At 52.7% G+C, this 16,462-nt stretch carries 13 protein-coding genes; 8 read left to right on the forward strand and 5 right to left on the reverse strand.

Features of this window, described 5'->3' with window-relative positions:
• Positions 1 to 15 precede the first annotated feature (15 nt).
• From rfbB to V9K95_RS13585, 5 genes are all read left to right on the forward strand, one after another.
• Positions 16 to 1,089, forward strand: coding sequence for a dTDP-glucose 4,6-dehydratase (rfbB, locus tag V9K95_RS13565; protein WP_336442187.1), 1,074 nt, complete (start codon positions 16 to 18; stop codon positions 1,087 to 1,089).
• A complete protein-coding gene (gene rfbD / locus V9K95_RS13570; protein ID WP_336442186.1) occupies positions 1,086 to 1,982 on the forward strand; it encodes a dTDP-4-dehydrorhamnose reductase in 897 nt (298 codons plus the stop codon). Before rfbB ends, rfbD begins: the two co-directional genes overlap by 4 nt.
• A 237-nt stretch (positions 1,983 to 2,219) precedes the next feature.
• Positions 2,220 to 5,825, forward strand: a complete 3,606-nt coding sequence (locus V9K95_RS13575; RefSeq protein ID WP_442958602.1) for a hydantoinase B/oxoprolinase family protein — start codon at positions 2,220 to 2,222, stop codon at positions 5,823 to 5,825.
• Between the two features lie 525 nt (positions 5,826 to 6,350).
• The gene (locus tag V9K95_RS13580) at positions 6,351 to 6,530 is read left to right on the forward strand and encodes a DUF4167 domain-containing protein (protein ID WP_337345106.1); all 180 of its coding nucleotides are present in this window, start codon (positions 6,351 to 6,353) and stop codon (positions 6,528 to 6,530) included.
• Between the two features lie 52 nt (positions 6,531 to 6,582).
• Positions 6,583 to 6,912: a hypothetical protein gene (locus V9K95_RS13585; RefSeq protein ID WP_336442184.1), complete on the forward strand. Its 330-nt coding sequence runs from the start codon at positions 6,583 to 6,585 to the stop codon at positions 6,910 to 6,912.
• A 9-nt stretch (positions 6,913 to 6,921) separates the two neighbouring features.
• Here V9K95_RS13585 and V9K95_RS13590 read toward each other — a convergent pair whose 3' ends face one another.
• On the reverse strand, positions 6,922 to 7,587 hold the full coding sequence (locus tag V9K95_RS13590) for an FCD domain-containing protein (protein ID WP_115053421.1): 666 nt from the start codon (positions 7,585 to 7,587) through the stop codon (positions 6,922 to 6,924).
• A gap of 189 nt (positions 7,588 to 7,776) precedes the next feature.
• On the opposite strand from V9K95_RS13590, the gene V9K95_RS13595 reads away from it, so the two are divergent.
• The 3 genes from V9K95_RS13595 to V9K95_RS13605 all read left to right on the forward strand — a co-directional run bounded on the left by V9K95_RS13595 (position 7,777) and on the right by V9K95_RS13605 (position 12,212).
• The gene (locus V9K95_RS13595) at positions 7,777 to 9,162 is read left to right on the forward strand and encodes a malonyl-CoA decarboxylase (protein ID WP_336442183.1); all 1,386 of its coding nucleotides are present in this window, start codon (positions 7,777 to 7,779) and stop codon (positions 9,160 to 9,162) included.
• A 24-nt stretch (positions 9,163 to 9,186) separates the two neighbouring features.
• Complete coding sequence (locus tag V9K95_RS13600) at positions 9,187 to 10,713, forward strand: malonate--CoA ligase (protein WP_336442182.1); 1,527 nt, start codon at positions 9,187 to 9,189, stop codon at positions 10,711 to 10,713.
• Positions 10,714 to 10,859: 146 nt separating this feature from the next.
• Positions 10,860 to 12,212, forward strand: coding sequence for an SLC13 family permease (locus V9K95_RS13605; RefSeq protein ID WP_336442181.1), 1,353 nt, complete (start codon positions 10,860 to 10,862; stop codon positions 12,210 to 12,212).
• 52 nt (positions 12,213 to 12,264) lie between these two features.
• Here V9K95_RS13605 and V9K95_RS13610 read toward each other — a convergent pair whose 3' ends face one another.
• From V9K95_RS13610 to V9K95_RS13625, 4 genes are read right to left on the reverse strand one after another with little or no spacing between them, the layout of a single operon-like run.
• Complete coding sequence (locus V9K95_RS13610) at positions 12,265 to 13,335, reverse strand: ABC transporter ATP-binding protein (RefSeq protein ID WP_307275444.1); 1,071 nt, start codon at positions 13,333 to 13,335, stop codon at positions 12,265 to 12,267.
• A gap of 21 nt (positions 13,336 to 13,356) precedes the next feature.
• Complete coding sequence (locus tag V9K95_RS13615; protein ID WP_115053416.1) at positions 13,357 to 14,181, reverse strand: carbohydrate ABC transporter permease; 825 nt, start codon at positions 14,179 to 14,181, stop codon at positions 13,357 to 13,359.
• Between the two features lie 9 nt (positions 14,182 to 14,190).
• A complete protein-coding gene (locus tag V9K95_RS13620) occupies positions 14,191 to 15,105 on the reverse strand; it encodes a carbohydrate ABC transporter permease (protein WP_307275449.1) in 915 nt (304 codons plus the stop codon).
• Positions 15,106 to 15,110: 5 nt separating this feature from the next.
• Entirely contained in the window at positions 15,111 to 16,439 is a 1,329-nt protein-coding gene (locus V9K95_RS13625; protein WP_336442180.1) for an ABC transporter substrate-binding protein, read from the reverse strand.
• Positions 16,440 to 16,462: the final 23 nt, after the last annotated feature.

Raw genomic sequence — 16,462 nt, forward strand, 5'->3', positions numbered from 1 at the left:
GGAGCAATTTGGTTCATGAATATTCTAGTTACCGGCGGCGCCGGCTTTATTGGTTCTGCAGTTTGCAGACAACTGGCGGCCAACCCGCAAAACCGGGTCGTGAATGTTGACAAGCTAACCTATGCTGGAAATCTTGCATCGCTACGACAGATCGAGAATTACCCAAATTACAGCTTTATCCAGGCGGATATATGCGATGATGCAACAATTCTGGGTATTTTACGCGACGAGAAAATAGATGCGATCATGCATCTCGCCGCTGAAAGCCATGTCGATCGATCTATTGATGGACCAGCCGCCTTTATTGAGACAAATATTGTCGGCACGTTCCGCATGCTCAATGCAGCGCTGACCTATTGGCGCGAATTGTCGGAGCCAGCCAAATCTGCGTTTCGGTTCCACCATATTTCCACCGATGAGGTCTTTGGCGACCTGCCTTTTGACAGCGGGATCTTTACGGAAGAAACGCCCTACGCACCTTCTTCGCCCTACTCGGCATCAAAGGCTGCATCAGACCATTTGGTCCGCGCTTGGCATGAGACCTATGGCCTGCCGGTCGTTCTATCCAATTGTTCAAACAATTACGGTCCGTTCCATTTTCCGGAAAAGCTGATCCCGCTGGTGATCCTCAACGCCTTGGACGGTAAGTCGCTTCCGATTTATGGCACAGGAGCAAATGTCCGCGATTGGCTTTATGTCGAAGACCATGCGCGCGCGCTGGAACTCGTCGTCACAAAGGGCAAACCGGGCGAGAGCTACAACATCGGAGGCCGAGCCGAACAAACGAATTTGAGCGTTGTTGAAACGATCTGCGATATACTCGACAAGAAGCGGCCGCGTGCCAATGGCGGGCGATACAGGGACCTGATCAGTTTTGTCAGCGACCGGCCGGGCCATGACCGTCGTTATGCAATCGATGCATCAAAGATCGAGCGGGAGCTCGGCTGGACCCCGTCAGAAACGTTCCAGTCAGGGTTGGAACGCACCATTCAATGGTATCTGGACAATGATTGGTGGTGGCAGCCTATTCGCGGCGAACGTTATGCGGGCGAGCGGCTCGGTTCTACAACAGCAAAGAGTGCAGTATGAAAATTGTCGTCACAGGGCATGGGGGACAAGTGGCTCTCAGCCTGATGGAGAGAGCAGCCTTGCATCCCTCCATTGAGCTTGTTGCTCTGGGACGGCCAAAACTCGATCTGGCGCAACCACAAACGATATTTCAGGCAATTGTGGACGCTGCGCCGGATCTCGTTGTTTCTGCCGCCGCTTACACGGCTGTCGATCAGGCGGAAGACGAAGCTGAACTCGCTTCAGTGATCAATACAGCCGGCGCTACCGCTGTTGCGGAGGCGGCAGCACATATCAACGCGCCGATTATTCACCTTTCTACAGATTATGTGTTTTCAGGCGAAGGCAGAGAACCTTACAAAGAAGAAGACCCAACTGGACCAAAAGGCGTTTACGGACAGACCAAACTCGATGGCGAGTTGGGTGTTATCCAAGCAAACAAACGCCATTTTATTTTACGGACCGCATGGGTCTATAGCCCTTTTGGCAGAAACTTCGTCAAGACGATGCTGCGCCTGGCTGAAACACGTGACCAATTGTCGGTCGTTTCCGATCAATGGGGAAATCCCACCTCAGCATTCGATATAGCCGATGCAATTTTGCATATGGCAGAGCGGCTTCAAACCGACCCTTTATTTAACAATTTTGGTGTCTATCATCTGGCTGGTACAGGAAGCATCAACTGGAGCGGTTTTGCTCAAAAAATCTTCGAGTATAGCCGGGCGCGTAGCGGACCTTATGCGGGTGTGGCCGGTATATCGACTGCCGATTATCCGACAAAAGCAAAACGGCCTTTGAACTCGCAATTGGCGACTGATCGCTTCTTTGAAACTTTTGGGTGGCGGGCGCCTGAATGGCCGCAATCGCTGGAACATGTTGTCGATAGAATTCTGGCAGACAACAGCCAAGGCTGAATTCGCATTATTCGCGGCAGCAAATATTGATCGTTAGAGCCGGTTCTGACTGGGCTGACGAGCCAGACCACCAATTCTGCAAGACATTCCCGTTTTTTGCACGCCCATGATTCCGGCCATGGGCGAGTGTCATTGTGCTTGCCATCAACTTAACAATTTTATATCGTTATTTTATCTATATATTATCAATGTAGTTGTCGGTACTGGCAGCCATGCATTCGAACAGAGGAAATACACATGAGTGGCTGGGATTTCTGGATAGATCGTGGCGGCACCTTTACTGACGTGATCGGTCGTGACCCGGCAGGAACGCTGCATGCCAAAAAGGTTCTTTCCGAAAATCCGGCAGCTTATAGCGATGCAGCGGTGCATGGCATTCGGCAGCATCTGGGACTGGAACCAAATGACGCCATTCCGGCGGGGCTTATTGGCGAAGTTCGCATGGGCACCACCGTCGCAACGAATGCCCTACTGGAGCGCAAAGGCGAGCGTCTGGCACTGGTAACGACCAAAGGTTTCAGAGACGCGTTACGCATCGGCTATCAGGAACGCAAGAATATCTTTGCAACCGAAATCATCAAGGCCGAAGCGCTGTATGACCAGGTTTTGGAGATCGATGAGCGCGTGCTTGCCGATGGAACGATCGAAGTTCCACTCAATATGGATCAAGTCCATAAAGCTTTGAACTTATTGAAGGATGAGGGATATGACGCGCTCGCCATTGCCTTCATGCATGCCTACAAATTCCCAGAACATGAAGCAGCGGTTGCAGCAATTGCGCGGGATATCGGCTTCTCGCAGGTGTCGGTCAGTCACGAAGTCTCGCCCTTGATCAAACTGGTTGGACGCGGCGATACAACGGTTATCGATGCCTATCTTTCCCCCGTTTTGCGGCGCTACGTGGAACAGGTTTCCAGAGAGCTTGATGTGGCCCGTACCGGTGCGCGTGTCATGTTCATGATGTCGTCCGGCGGATTGACTGCTGCCGATATGTTTCAGGGCAAGGATGCCATTCTATCTGGACCCGCAGGCGGCGTTGTGGGCCTTGCCAGAACTGGCATGGAGGCAGGCTTTGGCAATGTCATCGGCTTTGACATGGGCGGCACATCCACCGATGTGGCGCATTATGATGGCATATATGAAAGAGCCTTTGAAACGGAAGTCGCGGGCGTGAGAGTGCGCGCTCCGATGATGCTCATCCACACCGTGGCCGCAGGCGGTGGTTCCATTCTGCACTTCGATAATGGCCGCTTCAGCGTCGGGCCGGATTCGGCAGGTGCCAATCCCGGCCCCGCCTGCTATCGCAATGGCGGCCCGCTGGCAGTCACAGATGCAAATGTCATGGTCGGCAAACTCATCCCTGAATTTTTCCCGCCGATCTTTGGTCCGGGACAAAATGAATCTCTCGATATCGAAGTCGTACGCCGTGGCTTTGCGCAACTTGCTGAAAAGATTGGCGATGGGCGAAGCGTGGAAGACGTGGCAGACGGCTTCATACGGATTGCTGTCGCCAATATGGTAGAGGCGATCAAGAAGATTTCAGTGCAGCGTGGATATGATGTGACACGCTATGCCTTGAGCTGTTTTGGCGGTGCAGGCGGCCAGCATGCCTGCCTTGTTGCCGATGCGCTCGGCATGAAGAGTATTCTCGTACACCCCCTGTCGGGCTTGCTCTCGGCCTATGGGATGGGCCTTGCCGATATAAGAGCGACGCGGCAAAAGGCGTTGGGCATATCATTGGATGAAAATGCCCCTGCCCAACTTGCGGAGATGGGCCGGGAATTGGAAAACGAATGCATTGCGGAGCTTCAGGCACAAGGGATTGCGCGTGATGCGATCACCAGTTTTGTTCGCGCCCATATTCGCTATGCCGGTACGGATACAGTGCTCAGTGTAGAGGCGACTTATCCCGCTTCTGACAACACAACACGGCTGCGCCGGGAATTCGAGATTCTGCACAAACGCCGCTTCGGTTTCGTTGCTGAAAACAAGGCCCTTTTTATTGAGGCTGTTGAGGTTGAAACTGTCGGCGGCGGTAGCGAACAAACTGAAAAGAGTGTCGAACCTCAAGCGACAGGCGAATCCCAAGCGATCAGACATAATCGCATATTCTCGCAAGGCAAAGCCTATGATGCGCCCGTGATCTTGCGTGATGCGATGAAGCCGGGCCAGCAGTTGACAGGCCCTGCCATCATCATCGAACCAAACCAGACGATCATCATCGAAGATGGCTGGCAGGCCCAACTGACAGCAAAGAACCATATTGTTCTTAATCGCATCAAAGCATTGCCCAGTCAGGTTGCTATCGGGACAAAGGCAGATCCGGTGATGCTGGAAATATTCAACAATCTGTTCATGTCGATTGCAGAACAGATGGGGGTGACGCTGCAAAACACCGCCTATTCGGTTAATATCAAAGAGCGGCTGGATTTCTCCTGCGCTGTTTTCGATGCGGAAGGCAATCTAGTTGCCAATGCCCCGCATATGCCCGTGCATCTGGGCTCAATGGATGCTTCTGTAGCAGCAGCAATCCGTGAAAATCCCGTAATCCGTCCAGGCGATGTTTTCCTTATTAACGCGCCCTATAATGGCGGCACGCATCTTCCCGATCTGACGGTGTGCACACCGGTTTTTGACGATACAGGCAAGACGATCCGTTTCTGGGTAGCAAGCCGCGGACATCATGCCGACATTGGTGGTATCGCGCCGGGCTCCATGTCCCCCTTGGCGACGACGATCGAAGAGGAAGGCGTTTATATCGACAACTTCAAACTTCTGGATCAAGGACGATTCTGCGAAGATGAACTGGCGGAACTCTTGACGGGCGCCAGATATCCCGTGCGCACACTGCTGCAAAACGTCAATGACCTGAAGGCCCAAGTGGCAGCCAATGAAAAGGGCGTGGCCGAACTTCACAAAATGATCACCCATTTCGGCGAAGACGTCGTTGAGGCCTATATGGGCCATGTGCAAGACAATGCTGCGGAAAGTGTTCGCCGCGTCCTGGACCAGCTTCAGGATGGCAGCTTTACCTATGAGATGGATCAAGGGTGTAGCATTGTCGTCAAGATTTCCGTCGATAAATCGGCTCGGGAAGTAACCGTTGATTTTACCGGAACCTCAGATCAAAGGGCAGACAATTTCAATGCCCCTCGCCCTGTTACGCGCGCTGCGGTCCTCTATGTTTTCCGCACGCTTGTACAAAGCAACATTCCCATGAATGCCGGATGCCTGCGCCCGATCCGTATCATTGTTCCAGACGGCACAATGCTCTCGCCTGAATACCCCGCTGCGGTTGTTGCAGGCAATGTAGAGGTCAGCCAAGCCGTAACGAATTGCCTGTTTGGTGCTGTGGGCGCGCAAGCAGCAGCGCAAGGCACAATGAACAACCTTACTTTTGGCAATGACGAATACCAGTATTACGAAACCATATGTTCCGGCGCGCCGGCTGGGCCCGGTTACAATGGTGCGGATGCAATTCACACCCACATGACAAATTCGCGCCTGACAGATCCGGAAATTCTGGAAACGCGTTTTCCCGTTGTGCTTGAGGATTTTCACATTCGCCCGGATTCGGGTGGCAAAGGAAAATGGTCTGCGGGCAATGGCACAAAACGGACCATTCGAGCGCAAAGAAAACTGGATTTTGCGATACTTTCCGGACACCGGCGCATTGCGCCCTTTGGCCTGAATGGCGGTGAACCCGGCCAGCTTGGTGCCAATGCCGTGCGCCGGAATAATGGGCAGATCGAAATGCTTGGCGGCTGCGCTCATACGGTTCTTGAGGCGGGAGAGGCTTTCATTGTCACGACGCCGACCGGCGGCGGGTTTGGAAAGAAGTAAGGCCGGACACGCCTGACCAGTGCTCCAGCGGCGCGTCCGCTGGAGCGTGCTATTGATAAATTTTCAGCAGCCCCCATATATGTTTCGTCGACCCGATTAACCGGGCAATACCGCAGCTCAACGGAGCGCGGGTAACTTCCAGGATCGCTGATGGCCATTGTCATCCTTAATGGCGACCCGGAATATTCACATCGGCATATTTCAACACACAAAGCTGCGGAGTTTTTCTGCGTGGCCAATGGATTAAAATGCACATCATTATCGAAAAACATGACAAGTCATCCGTATATAACCGGCCGGACATTTATCGAGACTCTATAAAATCAAAATCGCCGGACCATCAATACGAGCATCAATCATCGGGATTTACCCGGGAAGAGCTCCGCCGGATTGTCGCCGAGCAGATCGATTGATCGCTCGGTTGGCGAAAAAACCAGATAATACCAATCAGGAGTGGGCCGCAAACGGCTCAGCAATAAAATCGACAAGAACTCAACCAAATCACCGGGCAAGCGCCGTTCGCAGGTGCCTCTCCCCCGCAACCAAAGCTCCCATCATCAAAGCCCAAAGCTGAGTTATGAAAGCTATCTCAGCCAGGCTCAGGCCGCGGCGCGCTCGGGAAATCTCGTGGACGCAGAGAATTTTTATCAGCACGCGGAACATTATTTTCGGATTCTCAAAAATCACGCGCATCCGTCTCATTAAGGTCATGGCTTTATGCCATGGTAGCTAAAGAAAAGTTTTGAAGGAAAATCCAATGACTCACATTGAATACAGACTTCACGCTTTCGACCTCGCCAGCAGGCGGGGATTTGCCGATGGCAATATGTTCGGCCATCTCTTGCAGGAAAAGCTGGGCAAGTTCGCGCCAGACAAGCGCGCCGTACTGGTCGAATGCGTCAAGCGGTACTTGATTCCCGCAATCCCTCGCCGACTGATCACAACTCTGTCTCGAACGCATAACCCAATTCGGATCGCCGATACGGAGACTGTCGATGACGTTGAGGATATTACAGTTGCGATTCCTGAAGAACTGGTGCTGAAGGTTGCAGCTGAACTTTCGGCAAAATCGGGTTCTGAAGCTTAACGCCTCAAACTATTGCCGTTCCGCGCCACGTTGAGCAAGTGTTGCAACAAGATCGCTGAAACGATCGCCCTGCACGGCAATATGCTGACGTAGAAGGTTGCGCGCGACTTCCGGCTCGCCCGACAAGATCGCCTCCACGATAGCTGAGTGCTCACTAAAGGAAGTCTTCATGCGGTTACGGACCCGCAACTGCAGACGGCGATAAGGACGCAGACGGCGATGAAGCGCCGTGCATTGCTCAATCAGAAAACCGCTATGACTGGCCGCGTAAACGGCGTGATGAAAAAGCTCATTGTCGTAGTAATAGGTATCGCTGTCTTCTGCATTGGCTGATCGTTCGCATTTGGCATGAGCGGCCAGCAATTCCTCGCGATCCGCATCCGTGTGACGACGTGCGGCGAGAGACCCTGCCATACCTTCCAGTTCCGCCATAACCTCGAACATTTCGTAAATGCGGTGGGGAGCAGGATCAATGACAACAGCGCCGCGGCGTGCCCTGATCTCAATCAAACCAATGGCGCTCAATTGCATCAACGCCTCCCGCACGGGAGTTCTGGATACGCCAAAACGCTTGGCCAGTTGCATTTCATCCAGCCTCTCACCCGGCGAGTACTGGTTGGTTACAATTCCATTTTCGATCTCATCTCTTAGCCCCTGCACAATGTTTTCGGCCATGCCCGCCCCTTAAAATGCAACAATTGCTATCTTGTATACAAAAACATTGACATCTCATACAAGATCGATAGGTTTATATATAACACCGCGCCAATGAGATGAAAATAAACGATCTTCATCGCCAAGGATGGCAACGCAAATGCGATCATCTGAGTTGCAACAGGACAAATCCGATCAATGGAAATTCCAATGAGTGGCACATCCTTTTTTAGCGACATGCTGCAAACCATAACCGATCGGGGTCGCAAATTATTGTCCTTTGGACCCCGCACGCCATTAATTTCCGGATCGTCCAATATTGATCGTCTCTGCGAATTGCTTCTCACAAGCCGGGGTGAAGCCTCGGGCATGGCACTGGCCGCGCAAATTCTCCAACATTGGTCACGACTGGATGAAAAGGGGCAGCGCGATTTCATGCTGCTGCTTTTCGAAAAGTTCGGCCCGGATGAAACGAAGCTCGACGCGGCAATTCAAACCTACCAGACAGACCGCACGCCACGCGCTGTGCTGGAATTGCATCAGGCCGCCGAGCCTCGCAGACAAGAGCTGATACGCCGTCTCAATCTCGCGCCTAATGGTATTTCCACACTCGTCAACATGCGCGAATGCCTGCTGGCCCTCAAGGTCAAAACTCCCGAACTAGAGGCAGTCGACGCCGATTTTTCCCATCTATTCGCGTCATGGTTTAATCGTGGCTTCCTGATTTTGCGGCCCATTGATTGGTCAACGCCTGCCCACATCCTTGAGAAAATCATCCGTTATGAAGCGGTGCACGAGATCGGCGACTGGGATGAACTGCGTCGACGCCTGGCTCCTGCCGATCGCAGATGTTTTGCGTTCTTTCACCCGCAACTTTCCGATGATCCTTTGATCTTCGTCGAAGTAGCTCTGACAAAGACCATCCCTGAGGCGATATCTGACGTTCTTGATGAAACGCGCGCACCTATCCCGGCGCAGGATGCGAAAACCGCTGTTTTCTATTCCATATCCAATTGTCAGGTTGGATTGCGGGGAATTTCCTTCGGGAATTTCCTGATCAAGCAGGTGGTTGAAGATTTACGCCGCGACTTCCCGAACCTTGACACCTTTGTCACCCTCTCGCCAGTGCCGGGATTTGCAAACTGGCTGTCAAAGGAAAAACAATCCGAGCACTCCGAATTACTGACGACCGAAGATAAAAAAGCCCTTGAGATACTGGACGAGCCAGGCTGGGCGAATGACCCAGCGCTTGAAACAGCTGCCAAAGAGATTTTGCTGCCACTTGCGGCACGGTATTTCTTAAACGCCAAGACGCCAGATGGGCGGCCTCTCGACCCTGTGTCGCGTTTTCATCTTGGCAATGGCGCACGGCTGGAACGAATAAACTTCCTGGCTGACCGCTCTGATCGGGCAATGCGACAAGCATACGGACTCATGGTCAATTATCTCTACAAGCTTGATGATATTGAAGCCAATCACGAGGCATTTGCCCAGCGCAATGAGATCGTATCAGCACCGCCCATACGCAAACTGCTGCGCCACGACAAACCGGCAAAGAACTCCGCTCCAGCCAAAAGTGGCACAAATCCAAAATGAACAAGCCAGCAAGGAACTGAGTGCATGAGCAATCATCTATTCGATGCCATACGCGGAACGATCACAAGCGAAGACGCTATTTTCATTGAAACGGAAAATGGCCGGTGCTGGACGTATGGCGATATGCTGTTGTGGTCTGGAAAGATTGCCGGGGCCATTGATACGCTTGGTGTGCGTCCCGGTGACCGGGTTGCTGTTCAGGTGGAGAAGAGCGCCGAAGCCTTGATGCTCTATCTGGCCTGCATTCGCTGCGGCGCGGTCTATTTGCCGCTCAACACCGCTTATACATTGGCGGAATTGGACTATTTCATCGGTGATGCGGAACCTCGCCTCGTCGTCGTTTCACCCAAAGCCGCCGACGGGATAGCCGCGATTACTTCAAAATATGATGCACTGGTCGAAACTCTTGATGAAAACGGCAAGGGCTCGCTGATTGACCTTGCAAAAGATGAACCGGAAGACTTCATCGATGCAACAAGGGGCCCCGACGATCTCGCCGCTATTCTCTACACATCAGGCACCACAGGACGCTCCAAGGGGGCGATGCTGACCCATGATAATTTGCTGTCGAATGCTCTGTCCTTGCGTTCGTTCTGGCGCTTTACGCCACAGGATCGGCTAATCCACGCATTGCCCATTTTTCACACACACGGGCTCTTTGTTGCCACCAACGTTACCCTCACTTCCGGCGCATCAATGTTCCTGCTGCCAAAATTCGACCCGGCACAAGTCCTGTCCCTGATGCCCCGCGCCACAACCATGATGGGCGTTCCAACCTTTTATGTTCGGCTGCTGCAAAATGAAGGATTGACCCGCGACGCGGTGGCGGGCATGCGACTTTTCATTTCCGGTTCTGCCCCGCTTTTGGCTGACACGCATCGCGCCTTTCAGGAACGAACGGGTCAAGCCATCCTTGAGCGTTATGGAATGACTGAGACAAATATGAACACGTCAAACCCCTATGATGGGAAGAGGATAGCCGGAACCGTTGGCTTCCCGCTCCCGGGCGTGAGCATAAGGGTTACCGATCCGGAAACTGGAGTGTCGCTTGGCCAGGATGAGACGGGCATGATCGAAGTCAAAGGCCCCAATGTTTTTAAAGGCTATTGGCGCATGCCGGAAAAGACCAAGTCAGAATTCCGCGATGATGGTTTCTTCATCACGGGCGATTTGGGCAAGATCGATCCTGAGGGATATGTTCATATTGTTGGCCGCGGCAAAGATCTCGTGATTTCGGGCGGATATAATATTTATCCAAAGGAGGTAGAGAGCGAGATTGATATGCTTCCCGGCGTCGTTGAAAGCGCGGTTATCGGCATAGCTCATCCAGACTTCGGCGAAGGTGTGACGGCCATTGTCGTCAAACGCGCGAACGCCACGATTGACGAGCAAACAATCTTTGATGCCCTGAAGGATCGCCTTGCCCGTTACAAGCAGCCAAAGCAGATCATCTTTGTCGAGGATCTACCGCGCAATACCATGGGCAAAGTGCAAAAGAATCTTCTGCGCGAGCAATATAGCGATCTCTATGCAGCTCGGACCAATGCCTGATTGATCTAGTTATTTTATGCAATTCCGCCTGGAAAACCGCTGAAACTTTTCCGGGAATTGACTCAAAGGCGTCGGGGGGAGCTCACGCCAAAACAACGATGAAAATATGGCTCACCAGCGGTGCGTCATAGAGGGAGGATATTGCTGTGAACATTGAGATTCTATCTATTCTTGTCCTGATCGGGATGTTCGTTATTGCAACGATATTACCGATCAATATGGGCGCGCTGGCCTTTGCCGCCGCATTTATCGTCGGCTCGCTGATCATGGGGATGTCTCCCAATGACATCTTTGCCGGCTTTCCGAGCGATTTGTTTCTCACGCTTGTGGGCATCACCTATCTGTTTGCCATTGCCCAGAACAACGGAACCATAGATTGGCTGGTCGAGCAGGCCGTCCGCATGGTGCGTGGACATATGGCGCTGATACCGTGGGTGATGTTCCTGGTCGCTGCGATCATCACCGGGTTTGGAGCACTCGGACCGGCGGCGGTAGCCATTCTTGCGCCAGTCGCTTTGCGCTTTGCCACGCAATACCGCATCAGTCCGGTCATGATGGGATTGATGGTCATTCATGGCGCGCAGGGTGGTGGGTTCTCCCCCATCAGCGTCTATGGCGGCATAACCAATCAGATCGTTGAAAAGGCTGGCTTGCCCTATGGTCCAACCTCGTTGTTCCTGTCCAGCCTGTTTTTCAACTTGGCGATTGCCGTTGTCGTCTTCTTTGTCTTTGGTGGTTGGAAAAGCCTGCGTGAACATGCAACGGCTACAGGGCCAGATCCTGATACACATACAGCCGGCGTATCACGCGCCATTGTTGGCCATGGCGGCACGCCTGCTTCTCCTGCCTATCACCGCAGTGATGTTTCGCCTTCCGGTGCACATATTCCGTCAAGCGAAGGCCTCACAAGCGAGCGCCTTATGACACTGGTGGGTCTGACAGCTCTCGCCATCGGCGCTCTTGTCTTCAAATTCAATGTTGGACTGGTCGCGATGACTGTGGCGGTTGCCTTGGCTCTGTTATCACCGAAGACGCAAAAAGCTGCGATTGATAAAGTGAGCTGGTCAACGGTGCTGTTGATCGCAGGTATCATCACCTATGTCGGGGTGCTTCAAAAGGCGGGGACGGTGGATTACGTTGCGTCAGGCATTTCGAGCTTAGGCATGCCGCTTCTTGCAGCACTATTATTGTGCTTTACGGGCGCAATCGTCTCCGCCTTTGCATCCTCAACAGCCCTGCTTGGCGCCATCATTCCGCTGGCTGTGCCATTTTTGATGCAAGGTCACATCAGCGCCATTGGCGTGGTTGCGGCAATCGCGATCTCGACGACGATTGTGGATACGAGCCCATTTTCAACAAATGGCGCTCTGGTCGTAGCCAATGCTCCAGAGGCCGAGCGTGAAAATGTTCTGCGTAAACTTCTGATCTACAGCGCGCTCATTGCCATTATCGGCCCTGTCATCGCCTGGCTCGTTCTCGTCGTTCCTGGCGCTGTGTAACGCGTAATATAATGCTCTATCAGGCCGCAACGGCCTGATAGAGTTATGACCTTTAGTTTTTCCGACTATTGTCCATTCTCTTGCCGTTCGCCGCGTCAAACAAATGGCTGGTTTTCGGATCAATTGCCACTTGAATAGTGTCACCCGGCTTTATCGACAAACGATCCCGGAAGAGACAGGAAATTTCCTGATCGCCAAGTTTGCCAACGACCATAATCTCCGAACCCGTTGGCTCTACCACCTCGACGTCGATCTTTATGCCCTTCTCAGCAATCTTCATATGTTCTGGCCGGATACCATAGATTGCCGAATTTTCGGTGGTGGGTGAAATGCCGCCCGGCAAAGGCAATTCGATACCATCCGGAGTGACGAAAATACCGGCTTTCACGTTGCCTTTGATGAAATTCATGGCAGGCGAACCGATAAAGCCCGCAACGAACAGATTGGCCGGATAGTCGTAAAGATCCAGCGGTGTTCCTACCTGCTCGACCAGCCCATCCTTCATCACGACAATCTTGTCGGCCATTGTCATGGCTTCGATCTGATCATGTGTCACATAGACGATGGTCGTTCCCAGACGTTGATGCAGACCCTTGATTTCACTGCGCATCTGGACACGCAGCTTTGCATCGAGATTGGAAAGCGGCTCATCGAACAGGAAAACCTGCGGATCGCGTACGATGGCGCGGCCCATGGCAACACGCTGGCGCTGACCACCGGAAAGCTGGCGCGGAAAGCGGTCCAGCAGCTTTTCAAGACCCAGGATTTCGGCCGCACGACCAACGCGGCTGGCTTTCTCCTCTTTAGGTGCCTTTTTGAGCATCAGAGCGAAGCCCATATTATCGGCAACGGTCATATGCGGATAAAGCGCATAATTCTGAAAGACCATTGCAATATCACGCTCTTTTGCAGGCAGATCATTGACCACACGTGAACCTATGGAAATCTCACCGCTGGTTATTTCTTCCAGTCCTGCAATCATCCGCAGCAATGTCGATTTACCGCATCCTGACGGGCCGACCAGAATGACGAATTCGCCATCATCAATATCAACCGAAACGCCGTGCATAACGTCGACGCTGCCATAGGTTTTTTTAACGTCCCTGATCGAAACCGTGGCCATTTAATACTCCGTTCGCATGTGTTAGCCGCCCTTGACGGCACCGGCAGTCAAACCGGCAATAATTTGACGTTGCGCAAAAACTGTCAGCAACAAAACAGGCAGCGTCACAACAAAAGCAGCGGCCGCCAGCGGACCCCAACTGACCTGCTCGAAAGACAACATGTTATAGACCGCCACCGGCAAGGTTCTCGTTTCACGGCTCGCCAGCACAATGCCGAAGACGAAATTGTTCCATGAGAAGATGACTGCCAAAATCAATGCGACGACCACTCCGGGCTTGGCAATCGGCAAAGCGACCATGCGGAACACCTGCCATGAGGTTGCCCCATCAATCATGGCAGCCTCTTCAAGCTCCATCGGCGTTGTCTCGAAATAGCCAATCATAATCCAGATGACAATCGGAACCGTCACCACAAGATGGATGATGATCTGCGGCCATAAGGTGCCAAGCAAACCTAGTGTCTGGAACAGAAGAAACAGCGGAATGAGGTATGATAGCCCCGGTGTCATGCGTGCAATCATGATGACAATTGCCGATTTGTCGGCACGCAACCGTGCAATCCCATAGCCAGCAGGCACACCGACAAGCAGCGCAAGCAAGGTCGCTGTTCCCGTTACCAATAGGCTATTCCAGAAGTAATGGAGGAAATCATTGGTGGCGAAAATATCGCTATAATTCGACCAGGCAAATTGCTCCGGAATGAAGATCGGCGGATAGGCTCCATTGTCGATTTCATATTTCAGCGACAGGGACAGCATCCACAGGAAGAAGAAGATTGCCGGCGATACGATCACGAAGACGATAAAAGCCGTGCCAAGAATTTTCAAAGGATTGCGACGTGCCATTTTCGTTCCTCAACTATTCCACTTTGTTCGCTGGCGCAGATAGAGCAGCGCGAGAGACATGGTGATGATTACAATGAAGAAAACGACGGCTATCGCAGAGCCATAACCAATGTCGTAATAGGCAAAGGCAACATTATAGAGATAGATGTTGATGGTCTCCGAGGCTGTCCCCGGACCGCCCTGCGTCATGGCGAAAATGATGTCGAAGCTTTTCAAAGCATCAATGGAGCGGATGATCACGGCGACCATCATGAATGGCAGGATCATCGGCAGCGTAATATAGCGAAACTTCTGCCAGCCATTTGCGCCATCAATCTCCGCACTCTCAAACGGATCGCGTGGCATCGCCGCAAGACCGCCCAGAACAATGAGCATAACCAGGGGCGTCCACTGCCAGGTTTCGACCAGCACGAGTGACGGTATCACCGTGTTCTGGTTGAAGATCCATTCCTGCGGGCCTATTCCGACAAGAGACAACAAATAATTGAGAACGCCGAGTTGCGGGTGGTACATCATCGTCCAAACCAGCGCGACTGCCACTGGCGTCGCCATCATCGGCATGACGAAAATACCGCGCAGCAGGCCGCGCATGGGAAGCTTGCTATCGAAAACCAGGGCGGCAATCGTACCCAGGATGAGCGGCGCGACAACCGACAAAACCGTGTAGAGCACAGTGTTGCTCATGGATTGCCAGAATCTGGTATCACCGGCGAGACGGACAAAATTTGCCATACCGACAAAGCTTTGCTCGCCGCCAAGATGCCATTCATTGACGCTCATCCACAATGTGAACGCCCAGGGGAATATGATGACCGCCCCAACAATGACCAATGCCGGAATGACGAATGGCCAATAACTGGGCGTGAGCCGGCTTTTGCCGGCCTTCGGCTTTGCTATGTCGGTTATCGGGACGGTCGCAGTCATAATACTTAGCCTTCGCTACGTGCGAGGATAGGCGCGAATTCTTCCGTCGCCCGCTTCATTTCGGTCGCCGGATCAGCGCCGCCAATAATATTGGTCAATCCGACCCCCATCACGTCACGGAACTCCGTCACGGGAACGATAACCGGAAGACATAATTGGCTGACTTTGGCCGACTCAGACAGGACCTTTGCCCATTCCTGAGGCATGGTAACGCCCTTTAGAACTTCAGGATCATTGACAATGGAATTACGGAAAGGAACGCCCGATCCGGACTGTAACAATCGAGCACCCATTTCTTTCGATATAGCCCACTGGCAATAAAGATAGGCGGCTTCCTTGTTCGCCGAACCCTCTGTTACGCCGATACCGTCACCAAAGGTTGGTGCAGCCTGGGCAGCTGGACCCTTCGGCATCAGGCCGTAACCGACTTTGCCAACAACGCGCGACTTTTTCGGATCTTCCAGTGGCGGAGCAAAACCAATGCCGTCCAGCCACATGGCAACCTTGCCCTGAAGGAAGCTCGACTGGCACTCTGCCCAGTTAAACCCGGTGACACCGGGAGGTGCCGATTTGGTCATCAAGCGCTGATAAAGCGTTGCCGCATCGATTGATTCCTGCGTCGCTGTTTCCAGCTTACCGTCTTCAACGGTGCTTTTGCCATAGCCAAGCATGAGGCTGGCCCAGACAGGCGTATTGGCGTTTTTCATTCCGCGCGCGACAAAACCATATACGCCATTATCGCGGTCGGTGAGCTTTTCAGCTGCTGCAACCAACTCTTCGAATGTTGTTGGATATTCGACACCCTTGGCGGCGAAAAGCTCCTTGTTCCAGTAGATCATCCAGTAATCCACCGAGAATGGAAGTCCGCCAAAGCGGCCATTCTTGTCCTTGGCGAAGGCGAGGCCAGCTTCTGCAAAATCGCTTTCGGTAAGGGAAGGCTCGGTGAGGCTTGGATCTTTCAGGAATGGCGTAAGATCGGCAAGCCAGCCACCCTTTTCGAATTGTCGTTTTTGAACATGGTAGCTGATATGGATGACATCAAAGCTTGGCTTGCCTGACGTCAGTTCGATAACGGCTTTCTGGCGCTGCTGCTGTTCTGGCGTCTGTTCCGAATTGACCTTGATGCCGGTCAGTTCTTCAAATTCTTTCTGATATTTTTGCAGGATATCGCCACGTGGGCTCTTGATCAGATTAACTTCAAGCGTTGTTCCAGCGAATTTTTTCCAGTCCACATTGGCAAAAGCGGGCTTGAGCCCGGCGAAACTCGCAGCGCCCAGCGCCGCTGTACCCGCCAGAAACTGCCGACGCGTCGGTTTGACAAAATTCATGCTCATGGTTTTCCTCCCTTTTGTGTTTC

This window comes from Phyllobacterium sp. CCNWLW183 (assembly GCF_037203775.1).
GTDB classification, from domain to species: domain Bacteria; phylum Pseudomonadota; class Alphaproteobacteria; order Rhizobiales; family Rhizobiaceae; genus Phyllobacterium; species Phyllobacterium ifriqiyense.